General features: G+C 72.0%; 15 protein-coding genes and 3 pseudogenes. 11 read left to right on the plus strand and 7 right to left on the minus strand.

All coding sequences use genetic code 11. From position 1 onward, the window contains the following. Positions 1–131: 131 nt before the first annotated feature. Positions 132–2,690, plus strand: coding sequence for a valine--tRNA ligase (gene valS / locus IE271_RS11755; RefSeq protein ID WP_190190197.1), 2,559 nt, complete (start codon positions 132–134; stop codon positions 2,688–2,690). A gap of 677 nt (positions 2,691–3,367) precedes the next feature. On the opposite strand, the gene IE271_RS11760 is transcribed toward valS, so the two are convergent. From IE271_RS11760 to IE271_RS11770, 3 genes are read right to left on the minus strand one after another with little or no spacing between them, the layout of a single operon-like run. Next, positions 3,368–4,168, minus strand: a complete 801-nt coding sequence (locus IE271_RS11760) for a class I SAM-dependent methyltransferase (RefSeq protein WP_190190198.1) — start codon at positions 4,166–4,168, stop codon at positions 3,368–3,370. Next, entirely contained in the window at positions 4,165–4,548 is a 384-nt protein-coding gene (locus tag IE271_RS11765) for a plasmid pRiA4b ORF-3 family protein (protein WP_190190320.1), read from the minus strand. The genes IE271_RS11760 and IE271_RS11765 overlap by 4 nt, the downstream gene beginning before the upstream one ends. Further along, positions 4,538–5,611 carry an IS630 family transposase gene (locus IE271_RS11770; protein WP_190190199.1) on the minus strand — a complete coding sequence of 358 codons (1,074 nt, stop codon included), beginning with the start codon at positions 5,609–5,611 and terminating at the stop codon, positions 4,538–4,540. The genes IE271_RS11765 and IE271_RS11770 overlap by 11 nt, the downstream gene beginning before the upstream one ends. A gap of 311 nt (positions 5,612–5,922) precedes the next feature. On the opposite strand from IE271_RS11770, the gene IE271_RS11775 reads away from it, so the two are divergent. The 5 genes and pseudogenes from IE271_RS11775 to IE271_RS41890 all read left to right on the plus strand — a co-directional run. Beyond that, a complete protein-coding gene (locus tag IE271_RS11775; RefSeq protein WP_190190200.1) occupies positions 5,923–7,101 on the plus strand; it encodes a Cmx/CmrA family chloramphenicol efflux MFS transporter in 1,179 nt (392 codons plus the stop codon). Positions 7,102–7,634: 533 nt separating this feature from the next. Next, positions 7,635–8,030 (plus strand): hypothetical protein, encoded by a 396-nt coding sequence (locus IE271_RS11780; RefSeq protein WP_190190201.1) that lies wholly within the window; start codon positions 7,635–7,637, stop codon positions 8,028–8,030. 8 nt (positions 8,031–8,038) lie between these two features. Next, complete coding sequence (locus tag IE271_RS11785; RefSeq protein ID WP_373308751.1) at positions 8,039–10,510, plus strand: DUF4132 domain-containing protein; 2,472 nt, start codon at positions 8,039–8,041, stop codon at positions 10,508–10,510. A gap of 285 nt (positions 10,511–10,795) precedes the next feature. Next, on the plus strand, positions 10,796–11,089 hold the full coding sequence (locus IE271_RS11790; protein WP_190190203.1) for a hypothetical protein: 294 nt from the start codon (positions 10,796–10,798) through the stop codon (positions 11,087–11,089). Further along, a pseudogene (locus IE271_RS41890) lies at positions 11,008–11,214 on the plus strand (transposase); the annotation flags it as partial. The gene IE271_RS11790 and the pseudogene IE271_RS41890, both read left to right, overlap by 82 nt. 10 nt (positions 11,215–11,224) lie before the next feature. Here the strand turns inward: IE271_RS41890 and IE271_RS11795 are convergent. Beyond that, the gene (locus tag IE271_RS11795; RefSeq protein WP_190190204.1) at positions 11,225–11,836 is read right to left on the minus strand and encodes a TetR/AcrR family transcriptional regulator; all 612 of its coding nucleotides are present in this window, start codon (positions 11,834–11,836) and stop codon (positions 11,225–11,227) included. Between the two features lie 136 nt (positions 11,837–11,972). Between IE271_RS11795 and IE271_RS11800 the strand changes: the two genes are divergently transcribed. After that, the gene (locus IE271_RS11800; protein WP_190190205.1) at positions 11,973–13,199 is read left to right on the plus strand and encodes an MFS transporter; all 1,227 of its coding nucleotides are present in this window, start codon (positions 11,973–11,975) and stop codon (positions 13,197–13,199) included. 78 nt (positions 13,200–13,277) lie between these two features. Beyond that, entirely contained in the window at positions 13,278–14,264 is a 987-nt protein-coding gene (locus IE271_RS11805; protein WP_190190206.1) for an alpha/beta fold hydrolase, read from the plus strand. 16 nt (positions 14,265–14,280) lie between these two features. On the opposite strand, the gene IE271_RS43285 is transcribed toward IE271_RS11805, so the two are convergent. Next, complete coding sequence (locus tag IE271_RS43285) at positions 14,281–14,406, minus strand: hypothetical protein (protein ID WP_268256186.1); 126 nt, start codon at positions 14,404–14,406, stop codon at positions 14,281–14,283. A 345-nt stretch (positions 14,407–14,751) separates the two neighbouring features. Continuing rightward, positions 14,752–14,973, minus strand: a pseudogene (locus tag IE271_RS41895) (NAD(P)/FAD-dependent oxidoreductase); the annotation flags it as partial. A gap of 92 nt (positions 14,974–15,065) precedes the next feature. Here IE271_RS41895 and IE271_RS11815 point away from each other — a divergent pair. Both IE271_RS11815 and IE271_RS11820 read left to right on the plus strand, forming a co-directional pair. After that, the gene (locus tag IE271_RS11815) at positions 15,066–15,680 is read left to right on the plus strand and encodes a helix-turn-helix domain-containing protein (RefSeq protein ID WP_190190208.1); all 615 of its coding nucleotides are present in this window, start codon (positions 15,066–15,068) and stop codon (positions 15,678–15,680) included. Positions 15,681–15,809: 129 nt separating this feature from the next. After that, the gene (locus IE271_RS11820; protein WP_190190209.1) at positions 15,810–16,703 is read left to right on the plus strand and encodes a class I SAM-dependent methyltransferase; all 894 of its coding nucleotides are present in this window, start codon (positions 15,810–15,812) and stop codon (positions 16,701–16,703) included. A 703-nt stretch (positions 16,704–17,406) separates the two neighbouring features. Here the strand turns inward: IE271_RS11820 and IE271_RS11825 are convergent. Beyond that, positions 17,407–17,835 carry a spore-associated protein A gene (locus IE271_RS11825; RefSeq protein WP_190190210.1) on the minus strand — a complete coding sequence of 143 codons (429 nt, stop codon included), beginning with the start codon at positions 17,833–17,835 and terminating at the stop codon, positions 17,407–17,409. A gap of 224 nt (positions 17,836–18,059) precedes the next feature. Between IE271_RS11825 and IE271_RS41900 the strand changes: the two are divergent. Next, positions 18,060–18,254, plus strand: a pseudogene (locus IE271_RS41900) (hypothetical protein); the annotation flags it as partial. Positions 18,255–18,554 lie beyond the last annotated feature (300 nt).

Genomic DNA, 18,554 nt, shown 5'->3' on the forward strand with positions numbered 1-18,554 from the left:
TGTGACCTACGGCCGGCCCACGCATGGGGCGGCCGGCGGACTGCCGGGGGTGCGGACAGCCCCGATGAGCGCGGCTGCGGGGCAAAAATAGCGTGCTCCGGGGGACGGCCCGTCCTCTAGCATGTCGTGGCATGACGTATACGCCTCGTCGTTCCGACGTGCCCGAGAAGCCCTCCCTCGACGGGCTGGAGGAGAAGTGGTCGCGGCGTTGGGACGAGACCGGCGTATACGCCTTCGACCGGAGCCGGACGCGGCAGGACGTCTTCTCCATCGATACTCCGCCGCCTACGGTCAGTGGTTCGCTGCACGTCGGCCACGTCTTCTCGTACACCCACACCGACGCCGTCGCCCGCTACCAGCGGATGCGTGGCAAGGCCGTCTTCTACCCCATGGGATGGGACGACAACGGCCTGCCCACCGAGCGGCGGGTGCAGAACCACTTCGGCGTGCGCTGCGACCCTTCTCTGCCCTACGACCCGCAATTCACCCCGCCCGAGCGCCCCGGCAAGCAGCAGATCGCGATCTCCCGCCGCAACTTCATCGAGCTCTGCGAGCGGCTGACGGCGCAGGACGAGCAGGTCTTCGAAGAGCTGTGGCGCAGGCTCGGCCTTTCGGTGGACTGGTCGATGACCTACCAGACCATCGACGAGGCGGCCCGCGCCACCGCTCAGCGGGCTTTCCTGCGCAACCTCGCCCGGGGCGAGGCATACCTCGCCGAGGCCCCCACCCTGTGGGACGTCTCCTTCCGCACCGCTGTCGCCCAGGCCGAGCTGGAGGACCGGGAGCGTCCCGGCGCGTACCACCATCTGGTCTTCCACGGCCCCGACGGGCGGGCACTGGAGATCGCCACCACTCGTCCGGAGTTGCTGCCGGCCTGTGTGGCGCTGGTCGCTCATCCGGACGACGCCCGCTACCAGGACCTCTTCGGGCAGACCGCCGCCACGCCTGTCTTCGGCGTCCAGGTGCCGGTGGTGGCGCACCGTCTGGCCGACCCGGACAAGGGCACGGGCCTGGCCATGGTGTGCACCTTCGGTGACACCACCGACGTGGTGTGGTGGCGCGAACTGCAATTAGCCACGCGGCCGGTGATCGGCTGGGACGGCCGGTTCCTCCCCGATGCGCCGCCCGGCCTGGACGGCGACGCTGCCCGCTCCGCCTACGCTCTGCTGGCGGGGGCCACCCCGCACACGGCCCGGGAGCGGGTCGTCTCGCTGCTGCGGGAACGCGGTGAGCTGCTGGGCGAGCCCAGGCCGATCGTCCACGCCGTGAAGTTCTACGAGAAGGGCGACAAGCCCCTGGAGATCGTCACCACCCGCCAGTGGTATCTGCGCAACGGCGGCCGGGACCAGCGGCTGCGTGACCGACTTCTGGAGCGCGGTGCGGAGCTGCTCTGGCACCCCTCGCACATGAAGACGAGGTACGACAGCTGGGTGAGGGGGCTCAACGGCGACTGGCTGGTGAGCCGGCAGCGGTACTTCGGCGTGCCCATCCCGGTCTGGTACGCGCTGGACGACACCGGCAACCCGCGCTGGGACCGGCCACTGGTGCCCGCCGAGGACCGGCTGCCGGTCGACCCCGGCACCGACACCCCCGATGGCTACGCTCCTGAACAGCGCGGGGTGCCGGGCGGTTTCACCGGCGACACGGACGTGCTGGACACCTGGGCCACCTCCTCGCTCACACCGCAGATCGCCGGAGGCTGGGGACGGGACGACGACCTGTTCCAGCGGGTCTTCCCCATGGATCTGCGGCCCCAGGCACACGAGATCATCCGCACCTGGCTGTTCTCCACCGTGGTGCGCGCGGACAGTGAGCACGGCGTGCTGCCATGGCGCCATGCGGCGATCTCCGGCTGGATCCTGGACCCGGACCGCAAGAAGATGTCCAAGTCCAAGGGCAACGTGGTCACCCCGGCCGACCTGCTCGTGCAGCACGGCTCCGACGCGGTCCGCTACTGGGCGGCCAGTGCCCGGCCGGGCACTGACACGGCCTTCGACACCGGGCAGATGCGCATCGGCCGCCGACTGGCCATCAAACTGCTCAACGCCAGTAAGTTCGTGCTGGGTATCGGCGATCCCGGCTCGGACGGGAGGTCGGTTGCCGAGCCGCTCGACCGGGCGATGCTGGCCCAGCTCGCCGACACCGTCCAGGACGCCACCGAGGCGTTCGAGGACCTCGACTACGCGCGGGCGCTGGCGCGGACCGAGGAGTTCTTCTGGCGCTTCTGCGACGACTACCTGGAGCTGGTCAAGGTCCGCGCCTACGGCGAGCACTCCTCGGAAGGCGCGGACTCGGCCCGGGTGGCGCTGCGCACGGCGCTCTCGGTGCTGGTGCGGCTCTTCGCGCCGTTCCTGCCCTTCGCCACCGAAGAGGTGTGGTCCTGGTGGCAGGACGGCTCGGTGCACCGCGCGCCCTGGCCCGACGCGGCCCAGCTGCGCGAGCAGGCTGGGGCGGCGGACCGGTCGGTGCTCGAGGTGGCCTCCGAGGTGATCGCCGCGGTGCGCAAGGCGAAGTCCGAAGCGCAGGTCTCCATGCGTACCGAGGTGGCTTCGGCCAGGATCATCGCTTCTCCGTCCGTCTGGGAGCGGGTGGCGCTGGCCGCGGGTGATCTGCGCGCGGCCGGCCGGATCGCCGAGGTGGAGCCTGCCGTCGCTGAAGGCAGCGAACTGGCCGTGACGGTCAGGCTGTGACTGCGCCGCAACGCAGGGCGGGGGACTGCCGCTCGCACTCCTGACCGCATCCGACGCCGGCAGCCCGTCGTCCGCTCCGATCACCGGGGCGGACGACGGGCAGCGCTTTGCTCGAACCTGCGGCGTATCCCCTTGCCGGAGACGTCCGTGGATACGGGCAACGCGTGATCATCAGGAGGGCGGCCGCCCTGCTGGACTCCGGTGGACCGGGAGGCGCTGCGGCCGTACCTGCTGACCCGGCTGTCCCTGCTGCGGGCTGCACGGAAGCACTCCTCCCGGCGCCGGCCCTGCCCGCATGACTCGCCGCCCTGCGGCACCACTGGCCCCGGACGGCCGTCCTGACCGCCCCGGCGACTGACCTGGCTCACCTCGCCGGGCCGGCGGGGCGACAGTCCCATGCTCCTGCCGGTGCCGGAGTCGCTGCGCATCCGCCGCCGCGGATCCGGCCGCCCACGCCGCCGCCCGGGCCGGGTGCGCGGCGAAAGGCGTACTCCAGCCGCGACAACCGCGCCTACCCGCGCCGTCGGGGCAGCAAAGCGACACGGTTGTCAGCACGGTGATCGATGCGGGATTGCCGAGGCCAGGGCATTCCCAGTTTCGTGTCTCAGTGGGGTCGTTGCCCGCCTGACCCAGTCGCCCGCCGGCCTCACTGCTGACCTGGTCCGGCCGGTGGAGGGTCAGTGACCGGCGCCGGCCTTGACCGCTTTCGTGGCGAAGTAGCCAGGGAGCCAGCCGGCGGTGGCCTCCGAGTGGTGCGGCGCCTCGGCGAAGCCGACGATGGCGAAGCCCGCCGCGATCTGCCCGCCGAGCTGCTCGGTGAGCGTGTGGCTGTACTCCACCGGCGCGTCGAGGCCCCACAGCCGTTCCCGCTCGGCGGGCTCCAGGTGGGTGAGGTCGCTGTAGGGCAGGCGGTGGCGCACCACCAGCTCGCCGCGCGCCCTCAAGGACTCGGCGTCGAAGAGGTAGACGTCCGGGTTGAGGAAGCCGGACAGCAGCGTCCCGCCGGGGCGCAGCACGCGGTGGCACTCGTGCCAGACCGGCGCCAGCTCCGGGATGAACAGGTTGGAGACCGGATGGACGACAAGGTCGAACGAGGCGTCCGGGAACGGGCTCAGATCGCGCGCGTCGCCGAGCACGGTGCGTAGGTCGAGCCCCTCCCGCGCCGCGACCATCTCGTCCTGCGCCAGCTGGCGGGGCGAGTTGTCGAAGACGGTCACCCGCGCGCCTGCCGCGGCCAGCACCGGACCCTGCTGCCCGCCGCCGGAGGCGAGGCAGAGCACGTCGCGACCGGCGATCTCCGGCGGGAACCAGGCCGGGTCGACCGGCTCGTACCCGATCAGGACGATGGACCACTGGCCGGCCCGCGCCTTCGCGATCACCTCGGGGCCGACCGGGCGTGACCACTCGTTGCCCTCCTCCACCTCGCGGTCCCAGGCGAGGCGGTTGTGCGCGACGGGGTCGAAGGGAGTCTGGCTCATACGCCGTACCGTAGTTGCTGCACCGCACAAGTTCCGCCGATCGCTCTCGGGCGGTGAGGTGCTTGTATGGCGTCGAGGTGGTGGACCCAGTCGTCGCCGAAGTCATGGGTGTAGCCGATCGTGTCGCCGGCGGTGTGAGCGACCGCATGCAGCGGGGCCTTCCGCTCGTCGCGGTGACCGGGTTCGCTGTCGCACAGCCCGTAGTCGCCGGCCGGCGTGGTGAAGAGGTGCACGTGGTAGTTCTCCCAGCCCATCGCGGTCTGGACCGCCAGGTGCGGACGGGCGAGTTCGAGGTCGGCCGGGACCTGCAGCCGCCGCCGGATCGGCGGGTGAATGCCGGCCAGGGTGACCTTGATCTGCAGGACGGAGTCAGCGGGCAGGGCACTCTTCCTGCGCGGCGTTGAGCTCGTCCCCGGTCCGGCGAGGCTGACCGTCGTAGTTCCAACGGAACGGACAAACCGTCTCGTCGTGGACGATGGCGAAGTCGCTGACCTTCTCGAGCAGGTCGGTGCGAGAGGAGAAGTCGCCGTGCCGCAGGACGGCGCGGGCCGGCAGAGAGAAGAAGACCTCCACCTGGTTCAGCCAGGAGGCGTGCTTGGGGGTGTAGTGCGGCACGATCCACGGATGCCGCTCCAGCCAGGCCCGGGTGACCTCGGAAGTGCACGAGGAGCCGTTGCCCAGGATCAGATGGATCGTCAGCCCGGTTGGAATGCACCGCTGGAGCCGGGCCAGGAACCGGATGAAGTGCGCAGGGCCGGTGCGCTCCAGCTCCTCCATGACCACCTGACCGGTGTGCACGTCCAGCGCGACGGTGACCGAGACGGTGCCGTGACGGATGTACTCGACCTCCCGCCGCCGCACCCGCCACGGGCCCGGCGGACGGCCGGGCTGCTCGCGCGAGCGGGCGGCCATCGCGGTCTTCTCGCTCACTGACAGCACCGTTGAGCCCGGCGGACAGTCGCGGTGGACGGCGCGTACCTCGGCCGCCCTGGCGAAGAACTGCGGGTCGACGGGCCGGGTCAGCCGGCCCCGGACCCGGTACGGCTTGAGCTGCAGCTCGGCCAGGATGCGTCCGACCCGGGAGGCGGAGATGCCCGTGTCCGGCAGATGACCGGCGATCAGCCGATGCGGCCAGCCGTCATAGGGGTGCGGCGGCGTGCGGGTGGCCGCCGCCACGACCCGCAGCCTCACCTGCGGTCCGTGGACCGGCGGCCGGCCCGATCGGAGCCGGTCCTTCAGTCCGGCCATCGCCTCCCGGACGAACCGGTCACGCCATCGCACCACCGTCGAGACATCCCCCCGGACGATCTCCGCTATCCGCCAAGCCGGGCAGCCACCGGCCGCGAGCAGGACCATGTGAGCGCGGCGGGCATCGCGCTGCGGTGTGGTACCAGCCCGTACCCGCGCCTCCAGCACACGCCGATCACCAGCGTCAAGCACCATGCCCGGTCGACGAGCCGATGGCGGTCGGCGGGACTTCCGCCTAGGTGCTGCGGGACACGACGCCGGCGGCACAGGCCGGTGTCAGTGAAACCAGGATGCTTCGACGGGCACCGGTCGGGTAGCGTGCGGGCCATGTCGAGTCCTGAGTCAGACAGGGTGGGGGCTTTCGGTCACGCCGTCGGCCCCCTGAACCGCTGAGCTCGTAGCCCAGTCGTCGCGCCGCGTTCTGCGGCCGGGCGAGTGTGCCCTCGGGGGCCGGCCGCGGTGACGAGATGACCTTCTCGTGCCTCTCCTCACCTCGGAGCCACTCGATGCCTCTTCCGCTGTACCTGCTTGCCCTGGCGGTCTTCGCCATGGGCACCTCGGAATTCATGCTCGCCGGCCTCCTGCCGGACATCGCCTCGGACCTCCACGTCACCGTCGGGACAGCCGGCACGCTCACCTCGGCCTTCGCGGTCGGCATGATCGGCGGTGCCCCCCTGGTGGCCGCGCTCGCCCGCACCTGGCCCAGGCGCTCCAGCCTGCTCGGGTTCGTCCTCGTGTTCGCGGCGGCTCATGCCGTGGGCGCCCTCACCACCGGCTTCCCCGTCCTGTTCGCCACCCGGGTCGTCGCCGCGCTCGCGAACGCCGGGTTCCTCGCCGTCGCTCTGACGGCTGCGGCCACGCTGGTTGGACCCGACAGGAAGGGGCGTGCGCTGGCCGTGCTGCTGTCCGGCACGACGGTGGCCACGATCGCCGGTGTCCCCGGCGGCTCGGTGCTCGGCACGGTGCTCGGCTGGCGGGCCACCTTCTGGGCTGTCGCCGCTCTCTGCCTGCCTGCCGCTCTCGGCATCCTGAAGGCAGTCCCAAAAGGACGTGATGAGGATGAGGCGACCGGCAGGCCGGCGTTGCGAGCGGAGCTCGCCCAGCTCGCCCGGCCGCGGTTGCTCCTGGTGATGCTGCTCGGCGCGCTGGTGAACGCGGCGACCTTCGCAAGCCTCACCTTCCTCGCCCCTGTGGTGACCGACACCGCCGGGCTGGGCGAGTTGTGGATCTCCGTCGCTCTGGTGCTCTTCGGTGCCGGTTCCTTCGTGGGCGTCACCGTCGCCGGCCGGCTGTCCGACCGGCGCCCCGGTCCGGTCATCGCGGTCGGCGGTCCGCTGCTGCTCCTCGGCTGGCCCGCCCTGGCGATGCTGGCCTACGAGCCGGTCGCCCTGTTCATCCTCGTGTTCGTGCAGGGCGCACTGTCGTTCGCGCTGGGCGGCACGCTGATCACGCGGGTCCTCTACGAGGCCGACCGAGCCCCCACCATGGCCGGCTCGTATGCGACCGCGGCGCTCAACGTGGGCGCCGCCGTCGGCCCCGTCGTCGCCGCGGCCGCCCTCGGCACCCGAGCCGGAACCCTCGGGCCGCTCTGGGCCGGCGGACTCCTCGTCGCGGTCGCGCTGCTCATCGCGTTCCCCCTGCTCACCGCCATCACGGCCGGCCGGAGCGCCGAGGTGCCCCGGTGACCCCCGCGAACGCCCCCTTGCGCATCGCCGGACGCCGACGACTCGTGGAGCGCCGCCGCACCCGTTCGATCGCGCACGTCGCCGCCGGGACCGGTGCCTTCTGCGCCTGCCTGTCCAAGGGGGAACCGGTACGACACGCGCGGCGGACTCGGGCCGCGGGACCGCCCGAGCGTCCCGCGATCCTCACCGACCCAGATCCCACCCGATGTCGTCGAACGGATCGAGCGGCTGCGCAGGCCCGGCGGACGGGGGCGCGGACCATGCGGTCCGGCTCGCTGCGGAGGGCATGGCGCCTGACCGTATGCAGCGGCACGCCGAGACGGCGGGCGCAGGCGAGCGGGCCGACGCCCTGGTCGAGGAGGTCGTGGACCTGCCGCCACCGCTCACGGGTGGTGGCGACGCGTCTGCCCTCGGGCAGAGGCGGGCCGGGCTTCGTCCGGCATGAGGCATGGGCTTCGGCTTCCTTGTCGGACAGACCTGCCGTGCGCCACTGTCAGGGGCCGTTGTCAGTGGTGTCTTGTAGCTTCCTCGGCATGGGAGCGGTGACGTTCGTCGACGAGACGACATCAGGGGACAGGGGCGCGGCCTTCGGACTCGAGATCGCCGAGGAGCGGCTCACGGTACGGGAGCTGATCCGGCGGCGGGTCTTCCAGGAGGTTGCGGAGTTCAACGCGCGCACGGAGCCGCACATCTTCCAGGGCCTTGTCCAGCCGCAGGATGCGGAGCGCGTGCTGAACGGGTACGCGCTGCGCACCCCGCGCCGCATCGATCCTGAGGTCCAGGCGGAGCGCGCGCTGGCCGCGTTCGAGGGGAACGGGTTCCTGGTGCTTGTCGGGGACCGGCAGGTCACGGACCTCGACGAGGAGACAGAGCTGCCGCTCGGCGTCGAGGTCACCTTCCTGAAGCTTGTGCCGCTGGTGGGTGGCTGACAGTGGACATGCTGAGCAAGCTGGGCAAGATGCAGGGCCATGCGGCCGCGCGCGAGGCCGGTCCGCTCGCCCACGAGGCGCTGTGCGTGGTGACGGCCCGGACGGTCCTCAGGGGGGATGTGTGGGTCCAGATGGTCGAGGTGCTGGAGAGCCTCGACCCCGCGATGCGGGCGGTCGTCGCGGGGGAGTTGAGGCGGCTGTACGCCGAGTTCAGCTCCGCTGAGCGCCCGCAGGTGAAGGTGTTGCGGCTGCTGCAGGTCGTGGGTGCGGACCTGCCCGGTGATCCGCTCGCGGCCGAGCGGGCCGCCGAGCTGGAGAAGCTCGGCACGGAGGTTTCCATCTGGTGGGACGGTGACGTGCAGTTGGTCGCTGAGCACGAACTGGCCGCCGGCCGACCGCTGTCGGCACCCGTCGTGGCGTTCCTGCGCCGGTGTGCCCTGGAGGCGTACCGCCGGCCGGAGATGGCGGCCTTGGCCAAGAAGCTGACGGAACCCGTGCTGAACGTGGGAGAGGCGTGGGCCGAGCAGGCCCTGAAGGAGGCCGCCGAGGAGCCTTGGCGGGCCCTGCTCGTCCACGCCACGACCGCGACGTCGGCCAAGCCCACCGCCAAGTGGGACAAGGCCGCGCTCGCCCTCATCGAACCCCTCGGCACCGACGCCGTGCGCGCGGCGGTGCTCGGCTGGCTCCCGCTCGTCGGTCGCCCCCGCACCTTCGCGTTCACCACCGTGGGGCCCGGTCCCGACGTGAACCTCGCCTTCGACCCGTACAACGCCAACGCCCTGCGCGGCCTCACCTGGATCCTCGCCCTGCTGCCCGCCCACCCGGACACGGCCCGCGCTCTCGGCACGCTCGTCGAGACCTCACTGAAGAAGGTCCCCGGCCTGGGGCCCGTGAATCCCAAGGTCGCCAACGCCGCAGTCACGGCCCTCGCCCGCATCGACAGCCAGGCGGCACTCGCCGAGCTGGCCCGGCTCGCCACCCGCGTCACCTACAAGGGCACTCTCAAGCTGCTCGACACCGCCCTGGACACCCGCGCGGAAGCCCTCGGCCTCGGCCGGGAGGAGATCGAGGAACTGGCCGTTCCCGCCTACGGGCTGACCGAGGTCGGCCGCTGCGCGACACAGCTCGGCGACTTCACCGCCCTGCTGGAGATCCAGGGCGCCAAAGCAGTCCTGCGCTGGCGCTCCGCCACCGGCAAAGAGGTCAGGTCCGTCCCCGCCGCGGTCCGGCGCGACCACCCCGAGGAGCTGAAGGAGCTCAAGGCCGCCGTCAAGGACATCGACAAGATGCTCGGCGCCCAGGCCGAGCGTCTGGACCGGCAGTTCCTCGCCCGCCGCACGTGGTCCTACACAGCCTGGCGCGAGCGCTACCTCGACCACCCCCTCGTCGGCAGCCTCGCCCGCCGTCTGCTGTGGACGGTCGACGGCACCCCGGTCGGCTTTGCCGACGGCGCCCTGCGCACCCTCACCGACGACCCGGTCGAGCACGGCACGGAGGTCGCCCTCTGGCACCCCGTCGGCCGCGAGCCCGCCGAGGTGGTCGCCTGGAGGGACTGGCTGGAGCGGCACGCGGTCACCCAGCCTTTCAAGCAGGCCCACCGCGAGGTGTACCTGCTCACCGACGCCGAGCGGGCGACGGGCACGTACTCGAACCGGTTCGCGGCGCACATCGTCCGCCAGCACCAGTTCCACTCCCTCGCCGCGGTCCGCGGCTGGCGCAACAAGCTGCGGCTCTGCGTCGACGACGAGGCACCACCCGCCACCCGTGAACTCCCGCAGTGGGGCCTGCGCGCCGAGTACTGGATCGAGGGCGAGGGCGAGGAGTACGGCGTCGACACCACCGAGTCGGGCAGCTACCTGCGGCTCCGTACCGACCAGGTGCGCTTCTACCCGATCGGCGCACCGCGGAACTCGGCGCACTGCTACGGCGGCGGGTACCGCATGCCGCTGCGCGACGGCGCGGAGCCGGTCGAGCCGCTCCCGCTCACCGAGATCCCGCCGCTCGTCCTCTCCGAAGTCCTGCGGGACGTGGACCTGTTCGTCGGCGTGGCCAGCATCGGCAACGATCCGACGTGGCAGGACGGCGGGCCCGGCGGCCGGTTCCGCGAGTACTGGACGTCGTACGGCTTCGGCGAGCTGAACCAGAGCGCCGAGACCCGCCGCGCCCTCCTCGCACGCCTGGTGCCGCGGCTCGCGATCGCCGGGCGGTGCACGATCGAGGGCCGGTTCCTGCACGTCGAGGGCGAACTACGGACGTACAAGATCCATCTCGGTTCGGGCAACATCTTGATGACGCCGAACGACGAATACCTCTGCATCGTCCCCAAGTCGTCCGCGGAGACCGCCGCGCAGACCGGCTATCTGCCCTTCGAGGGCGACCGCACCCTGGCCCTCGTGCTCAGCAAGGCGTTGATGCTCGCCAAGGACACCGAGATCACCGATCCGACGATCGTCAGCCAGATACGCCGGACACGCCGCTGAACGGCCGCGGGCCCCGCTCCACCCGGGAGCGTGGCCCGCAACAGAGCCAGAAACAAAGGTCGGTGGCGGCGCGTGAGCAGCGCCCGCTGTACCTCCTGGATCGCCTCGGTGACCTCGATGTCACGGACGGCGTCCTGCTCGAACAGCCTCTGCCGCCGACAGCAAGAAGCCCGGCCATGACGCGGGGATGCCGCCACCGCGGCATCCCCGCCACCGGCGCCAGCCGCTGCGAGGACTGTCGCCTGCGGCGCCGCCCCTCGGACCGGGCGGGCCTACCGGCGCGAGGTGGCCGACGTCTGCTTCCCGCCCGCCGCCCGCGCCGCCCTGCCGGGCCGCATCGTCGGCGGCGAGCACATCAGCGACGTCCGCACCGACCTCGGCGTCACCGTCCACCGCGCCCGCGGCTACGGCCGCCACGCACCCGCCTGGGCCCGCGCCCCGGACCTGGCCCTGAGAGCCGGCCGCGACCCCGACCTGAGGCACGGGAGTCGTGGGAGCTGTTCCAGCGGGTGGTCCCACCTGCTCCATCGTGGCCACAGGCCGGCGATCGACGCCGGTGCGGGGAGCGCGAGGTGCTGACCGCGATCATTCCCGTGGCCACGACGGGCTGCACCTGGCGGCGGCTGCCGCCGGCCTTCGGTCCCTCGGGGCCGACCGCGCACCGGCGTTCCACCGAGTGGACCGCCGCCCGGATCCGGGCGGAGCCGGTGCCCGTCAGCCTTGGACGGAGTCCTGGGACGCCGCCCGGGCGAGGGTGTCCGCCACCGTTGTGCATGCGAGCCGGGCCACGGACCGCAGTTCGGCGTCCGAAGCGCCGGCACGGCTCAGTACGGCCAGTGACTGGTTGACGGCGACGACATACGTGGCGAGTTCGTCGAGTGTCCGGGTGTCGGCCGAGGAGTCCGCCAGTGCCGCGCGTACCCGTTGCCGCTGCACGTCGAGCAGGCCACGCACCCGCAGGCCGTTCTCCTGCTTCAGTGTCGGGGACTGCGCGGCGGACTGGGCGATGAGGCACCCCGCGGGGACCGACGGGTCGGCGATACGGCCCAGGACGACGTCGAAGAACGCCTCGACCGCGCGCACCGGGTCACCGGGGTGCGCCGCGAGGGCTTGCTCGTACTGTGCGCCGTAGAGCGACGCGTAGCGGTCGAGGCACTGGAGGAACAGCGCGTCCTTGCCGCCGAAGGCACCGTAGAGGGAGCCGCGGCCGAGACCGGTGGCGGAACACAGGGCCTCGAGGGAGGCGTCCGCGTACCCGCGCTGCCAGAACACTCGCATGGCCCGGTCCAGGGCGGCACCGACATCGAACTGCTTCCTGCCGGGCATGGCGTGCACCTCCTGCTTTCACGTTCCAGCCGTGAGCCTACCCGCATCTTGGATCGATCGGTCGAATCATCTTTGACCGATCGATCCAAGATGGTTAGCGTGACGGCGGTGGTTCCAGCACGCGAAAGGCCGCACGATGATCGACAACGCCGCGTCAGACGTCCGCGCACCGGCTGTCACGCCCGTGGGCGGGCGCCGGGCACGCGTCGGGTTCTGGCTCACCGCCGCGGTGTACACCCTGGTCATGCTGGGCGGTACGCTGCCGATTCCGCTGTATGCGTTCTGGGCGCCGCAGATGGGCTTCGGGCCCTTCACCACGACATTGGTCTTCGCCGTCTACGCCCTGGGGACCGTGCTCGCGCTGATGGTGTTCGCCTCGCTCTCCGACCGCGCGGGCCGCCGCCCTCTCCTGAGCGCCGCTCTCCTGGCCGCGGCGACGAGCACAGCGCTGTTCCTCGTCGCCCACGATGTCGAAACCCTGCTGGCGGCACGGTTCCTGTGCGGCCTGAGCACAGGCGTCTTCACCGCCACGGCGACCGCCGCGCTGGGTGAGCTCGCCGGAGCAGAGCACACCCGGCGGGCGTCGACCGTCTCCGCGGTGGCGAACACGGGCGGACCGGGGCTGGGCACCCTTGCCGCCGGCCTGTTCGCACAGTACGGGGCGGACCCCACGCACCTGGTGTTCTGGTGCTACCTCGCCGGCCTGGTCCCGGCGTTCCTGGCCGTCCTCGTCACCCCGGAGACCGTCGTACCCCGACAGCGCCCTGCGCTGTCCGTGCGCCGCCCGGTCCTTCCCGGCCGACGGACGGCGCGGACCGAGTTCCTGCGGGCCGCCACAGCTGTCCTCGCCGCGTTCGCGGTCAGCGGACTGTTCTCCTCACTGGTGCCTGCCTTCCTTCGCGAACAGCTGCACGTCCACACCGTCGCGGCCGTCGGCGCACAGGTCGGGCTGCTGTTCCTCGTCGCCCTGGTCGCACAGGTGGCCGCCCCGGAACGGTGGGTCTCCGGGCGCCGGCCGGCACCGGCGTTCCTCGCCGCGGGCGTCGCGGTGTTCGAGACCGGCCTGTGGACGCGGTCACTGCCTCTGTTCGCCGCCGGAACGCTTCTGGCGGGTGCCGGCATCGGCCTGGCCTTCCGCCGCGGCATCGGGGTCACCCAACGGCTCGCCGATCCGCAGCGCAGAGCGGACCTGCTCTCCACCTACTTCCTGTTCGCCTACACCGGCACGATCGTGCCCACGCTGGCCCTCGGACTCCTCGACCAGACCGTCAACCAGGACGTCGCAACCCTGATCCTCGCCGTCACCGTCGTGGCGACGACCCTCGCCGGCGCACTGAGCCGCCCCACCGGCGCCACTGCCTGAGCCGCCACCACCGTGTGACTCCGCCCCTTTCCCGCCCACCCCGTGAAACCGCATCAGCCCCGCACCAAAGGAATGATCATGAGTCTGTCGCCGACCGACCTCCCCGCGCCCGAGGGCCCCGGTTCCGTCTCCCGGGCGCCGAACCTGCCGGCCCGGTTCACCGACACCTTCACCAGCCGGTACGTCACCACCGGCGACCTGCGCCTGCACGCCGTCACAGGCGGCGAAGGCCCCGCACTGCTGCTGCTGGCAGGCTGGCCCCAGACGTGGTACGCCTGGCGCCTCCTGATGCCCGCGCTGGCCCGGGACTTCCACGTCGTCGCGGCCGATCCGCGTGGTGTCGGGCTCTCCGACAAACCCCTGGACGGGTACGACACCGGCACGCTCGCACGCGACATGGTGGCGCTGATGGACTCGCTCGGGCACCGGCGATTCGCCATGGTCGGGCACGACATCGGGATGTGGACCGGCTACGCCCTGGCCGCGGACCACCCTGACCGGCTCGACCGCCTGGCCGTCGCCGAGGCCACGATCCCGGGGCTTTCCCCCACACCACCCCTTCTCGGCAGCCGGGAAGCCAACGACCGCCTCTGGCACTTCGCCTTCAACCGCCTCACCGACGTCAACGAGCAGTTGGTCCGCGGACGGGAACATCTCTACTTCGGCCACCAGTTCGCCACGAAGTCCGCGAAGGCACTGCCCGACTACGCCGTCCAGCACTACGTCGACACCCTCGCCGCCGATCCGGAGGCCCTGCGCTCCAGCTTCGCGTTCTACCGCGCACTCGACACGACCATCGCGCAGAACCAGCGGCGCAGGAGCCGACGGCTGTCCCTCCCCGTCCTGGCCATCGGGGGAGCGGAGAACCTGGGCGCATCGGTCGGCGCGACGATGAAGCCGGCCGCGGACCATGTGGAGAGCCTTGTCCTCCCCGGGTGCGGCCACTACCCCGCCGAGGAGGCCCCGGAGGCGATGCTGTCGGCGCTGACCGCCTTCCTGGCCCCGTACCGGGACAAGCAGGCCGCACCGCACGCCCCCACGACACGGGGTTCCGAAGCCCAGTAGCGATCATGGACCGTGATTACGCCTTGACGCTCGACACCCCTGACGAGACGGTGATCAGGATCGCGCGCAGTTGACGCGCGTCCGGCGCACCCCCGCCGCCGATCGGCGCGGCCGCCATGTGAGGAGGCTGGTTCGTACTCATGGTTTCCTTCCGAAGAGGGCATGCAGGATCAGCGCCGGGGCACGGCCGGTCGCCAAGGTGGTGAGGCGGGGACGTGCTCACCGCGCGGACCGCCGGACGGTCGGCGCGCGGTGCTTGGGCAGCGGGGCTTACGTGTCAGCCGGTGGTCCTCTGTGCCGCGGCGAGCGCGGCGTCGGTGTCCGCGGCGGCCGGCACGGCGTTGACGTGCGCGCCGGTCAGGGCTCCGGCCGCCGTGGAGGCACCGGTCCGGGTCGGGAGGGCGGTGGCGTTGCCGGCCGCCCGCACGCCCCGGATCTCGGGGGTTGTGGCCATCGCGGAGGCGAGGCGGCGGCCCATGTCGTCGGGCAGGTCCTCCGTCGGCGGCTTCAGCCCGTCCAGGACGATGAGGCCGTGCACGGCGGTGGGGGCGTTGCGCGGGGTGCCACTGTCGATCACGACGGCCGAGCGGCGCGAGCGGGCCGGTATCAGCGCGCCGTTCAGGTCCGCGGCGCCGCCGCCGATCACCACGGCATCGACGGTCCCGGTGGACAGTGCGTCGCTCTCGTAGGGGGAGGTCTGCGCAGCCATGTCGCGCCCTTGCGTCGTACGCGGCTCCCCGTGCTGGACCGGCTGGCTGCGACGTCGAGTCCGTGTTGCATCAGGGGCATACCATGTTGCCCATGACGCAAGAAGATGGGCAGCTGGACAGCCTCGTACGCAAACGGATCCGCGCTCTGCGCGTCGCGCAGGGGTGGTCGCTGGAGGAGTTGGCCACCCGGGCCAACCTCAGCCAGTCCTCACTGAGCCGTATCGAGAACGGTCGGCGCCGCCTCGCTCTGGATCAGCTGGTCACCCTCGCCCGCGCCCTGGACACCACCTTGGACCAGCTCGTGGAGAACGCCGCCGACGACATCGTGATCAGCCCGATGATCGATGGTGCGCACGGCCTGATGCGCTGGCCCGTGAAGGGCGACCCCGGTATGAGCGTGATGCGTCAGCGGATGACCGCCCCGCCGCCCGACAACCCGGCCCGCATGCGTGCCCACCCCGGCCGCGAATGGCTCGTCGTGCTGTCCGGCACCGCCGTCCTCATGCTCGGTCACCGGCGCTATCGCATCGAGACCAATCAAGCCGCGGAGTTCCCCACCATGATGCCGCACGCCATCGGCGCCGAGGGCGGGCCGTGCGAGATCATGGGCATCTTCGACCGTGACGCCCGCCGCGGCCACCAGAAGGACGCCGGTGGCAACGGTTCCGAAGCCGACCGCGGGGGCGCCCAGGAGCCCTGCGAGTAAGGGGCCGCCGCCCTGCCGGAGCCCCTCGGCGCGGGACGGTATTGCGTGGTGGGCAACACGCCGAGCCACCTTCTTGCGTATTCCGCAAGCAGCCGTGCGGCAGGCGCATGGCGCGTTTACGGTGATGCCATGACCCCGACGAATCAGCACACCTCCCACCACGGCGAAGGCGGGCACCACTCCGGCCACGCCCATGGCGGCCACCACGAACACGTCGATCGTGGTCAGGCGGAGATCCTCGATCTGGACGCCGAGGTGCTCGGCGAGCACATGGCGTCCATCATCGCCTGGCTGCCGCTGGAGAGCGAGCCGCGCCAGATCGTGGACCTGGGCTGCGGCACCGGTGCGGGAACCTTCGCGCTCCTCGAGCGTTTCCCCGACGCGCACGTCACCGCCGTCGACACCTCGGCCGGGTACCTCCAGCTCCTGCGCGAGAAGGCGTGCGCCCGCGGTGTCGAGAGGCGCGTCCGGACCGTGCAGGCCGACCTCGACACCGACGACTGGCCCGACCTCGGCACGCCGGACCTGGTGTGGGCCTCGGCCTCGATGCACCACATGGCCGACCCCGACCGCGCCCTGACGAGCGTTCGCGAACTGCTCGCGCCCGGGGGCCTGTTCGCCGTCGTCGAGCTCGCGGGCTTCCCCCGCTTCCTGCCCGCCGACGCTCCCGAGAGCCGGCCCGGCCTCGAGGAGCGCGCCCATGCCGCGGCCGACGGCTTCCACGCCGAGCACGTTCCGCACCGCGGCGCCGACTGGGGCCCGATGCTGACAGCCGCCGGCTTCACCGTCGAGGACGAGCGCACCATCACCGTCCGCATCGAGGGCGCGCGCAGCGAAACGGTCGGCCGCTACGCCTACGGCGGTCTGCGGCGCATCCGCGGCGTGGCCGCACCTGCACTCGGCCCCGAGGACCTCGCCGCACTCGACGAACTCCTGGACACCGACAGCCCGAACAGCCTTCTGCGCCGCGACGACCTCACCGTACGCACCGAGCGCACCGTCTGGGCCGCCCGCCGCGCCTGACCCCGGCCGCCCGGAGCGCCTGCCGGGCGGCCCCAGCACCGAAGCACCCGCCTCATACGCGACCGCAGCCTGCGCAGCGCCATGCGCTTCGCCGGACTGGGCAGCCATGCCCGCGCACCGCTGCCGTTGCGACCCCGCAGAGCGGCGGAGTGGCAGGGGAGCATCCACGACTGCACCGCGGATCCCCACCGACTGCGAAGCCTGGCGCCAGGGCCGGTGGGAAGAGATCACCGCAGCGCACGGCGAGGCCAAGGCCGCCGCCGGTGCCAGGATCACGGACCCGGGCCCTCACACGCCTGCGGGCGTCCCCCGTGAACGGCGCACCACCGAAGCAGGGGACCTGACCGTGACGGGCCGAGGCCGCCGACGGCGTACAGGTAGCCGGCAGCCTGGTCGACGGACAGCCGAAGGCCAGGTCCACCGCGGGACGCAGGTGCGTTTCCGTGCAATCGCCGTGACCGGCCGGGTCGCACTCCGGCCGGGGGCGCAGCGCCCTGGGCACCGGGGACGGTGCAAGCCGCGCGGACCTGCCGGAATCCGAGGCGCGGGGGCCCGGTCACACAGGCCACCGCGACAGGTGGGAGTCTTCCGGCGACCTGTATGACAGGGGCCGGACAGGGATGTCCCTGTCCGGCCCCGTTGTCCATGGGCGTGGCCGTGTTCCCGGCGCGGGTGGCGGACCGTCCGTGTGCCGGGGACGGGGTCAGCCGCAGAAGCCCGAGAAGCTCGTGTACGTGTCGGCGATCTGGCCGCGGACGGTGACGCACTCGCCGCGGGCCGGGATGTGGACCGGGCCCGCGTAGGTGGTGTAGGCGCCGGAGTCCGAGGAGCTGACCTGGGTGTGGTTGGTCTGGTACACCTTCGCCTGCATGTACACGGCCGCGCCCTTCCGGGCCCGTACGGTCACGGCGCAGTTCTCGCCGATCCGCTCGTTCCAGGTGAGGTAGACGGTGCCGAGGTCGCCGATGTCGCGGCCGTGGACGACGCTGTAGCCGGAACCGCAGGCTCCGTTGTACTCGGCGGCGTACGCGCCCTGCGCAGCGGCGGAGGCGGGTGCCGCGAAGGCGGCGCCACCGGCCACCGCGGCGGCGGCCAGGGCGGTGACGGCGGCGGCCTGACGGATGCGCTTCATGGTGTTTTCCCCCTGGGAAGGACCCCTCGGTCCTTCGATCGCATGGTTGTCGGTCGAGTGGGCGGTAGGTTCCCCGCGCACCCGATGAGTTGGACCCATGTCCCCCTGCGACGGTTGGTGCCCGGACTGTCACCGTCGTGTCACGGCGGCGTCCGGACAGGAAGGCGGAGCAAGGGGCGCTCCGCACCGTTCGCGCCTGTCGGCCGCTCCTGAGCGATGACCGGACCAGCCGCTCCGCCTTCGTGCTGGCAGGGACCGACCTGGTGTTCGTACCCTCCCTGTTCTTCGGCAACGACCCCATACGCTTCTACGCGGCGAACGGCTGGGGCACCACCGCCCTCATGGGTGCGGTCCTCGACTACTGGCCGCTCGCCCTGGGCATCTCCGCCTACCGCAGCGCCACACGACGTGCGCCCGCCTTCTCACCGGCTCCGCGGCACTGGCAGGCAGCGGCCCGCGCCGCCGTCGCCCTGGCGCCGGCGGGGTGTGGAGAACCGTCTCCCGCGGTCCGGCCCGCTGCACTCGCCCACCGGGGGTGCCGGAGAATCCGTCGTGCCAGACGGCTTCCGCTCCGGAACCGCCGATCCGGTGGGCCTGTACGCGGCAACCGACGGCCACGACCGGCGTGACCGCGACGGCCAGGCCCCGGCAGGCGGCGGTCGCCCCGGTCCTGGCCGGAATACCGGTTGCCGGCATGGACCGGCTCGGGGCCGTTCGAC

The sequence above is a fragment of the Streptomyces minutiscleroticus genome, assembly GCF_014650875.1.
In the GTDB taxonomy this organism is placed as follows: domain Bacteria; phylum Actinomycetota; class Actinomycetes; order Streptomycetales; family Streptomycetaceae; genus Streptomyces; species Streptomyces minutiscleroticus.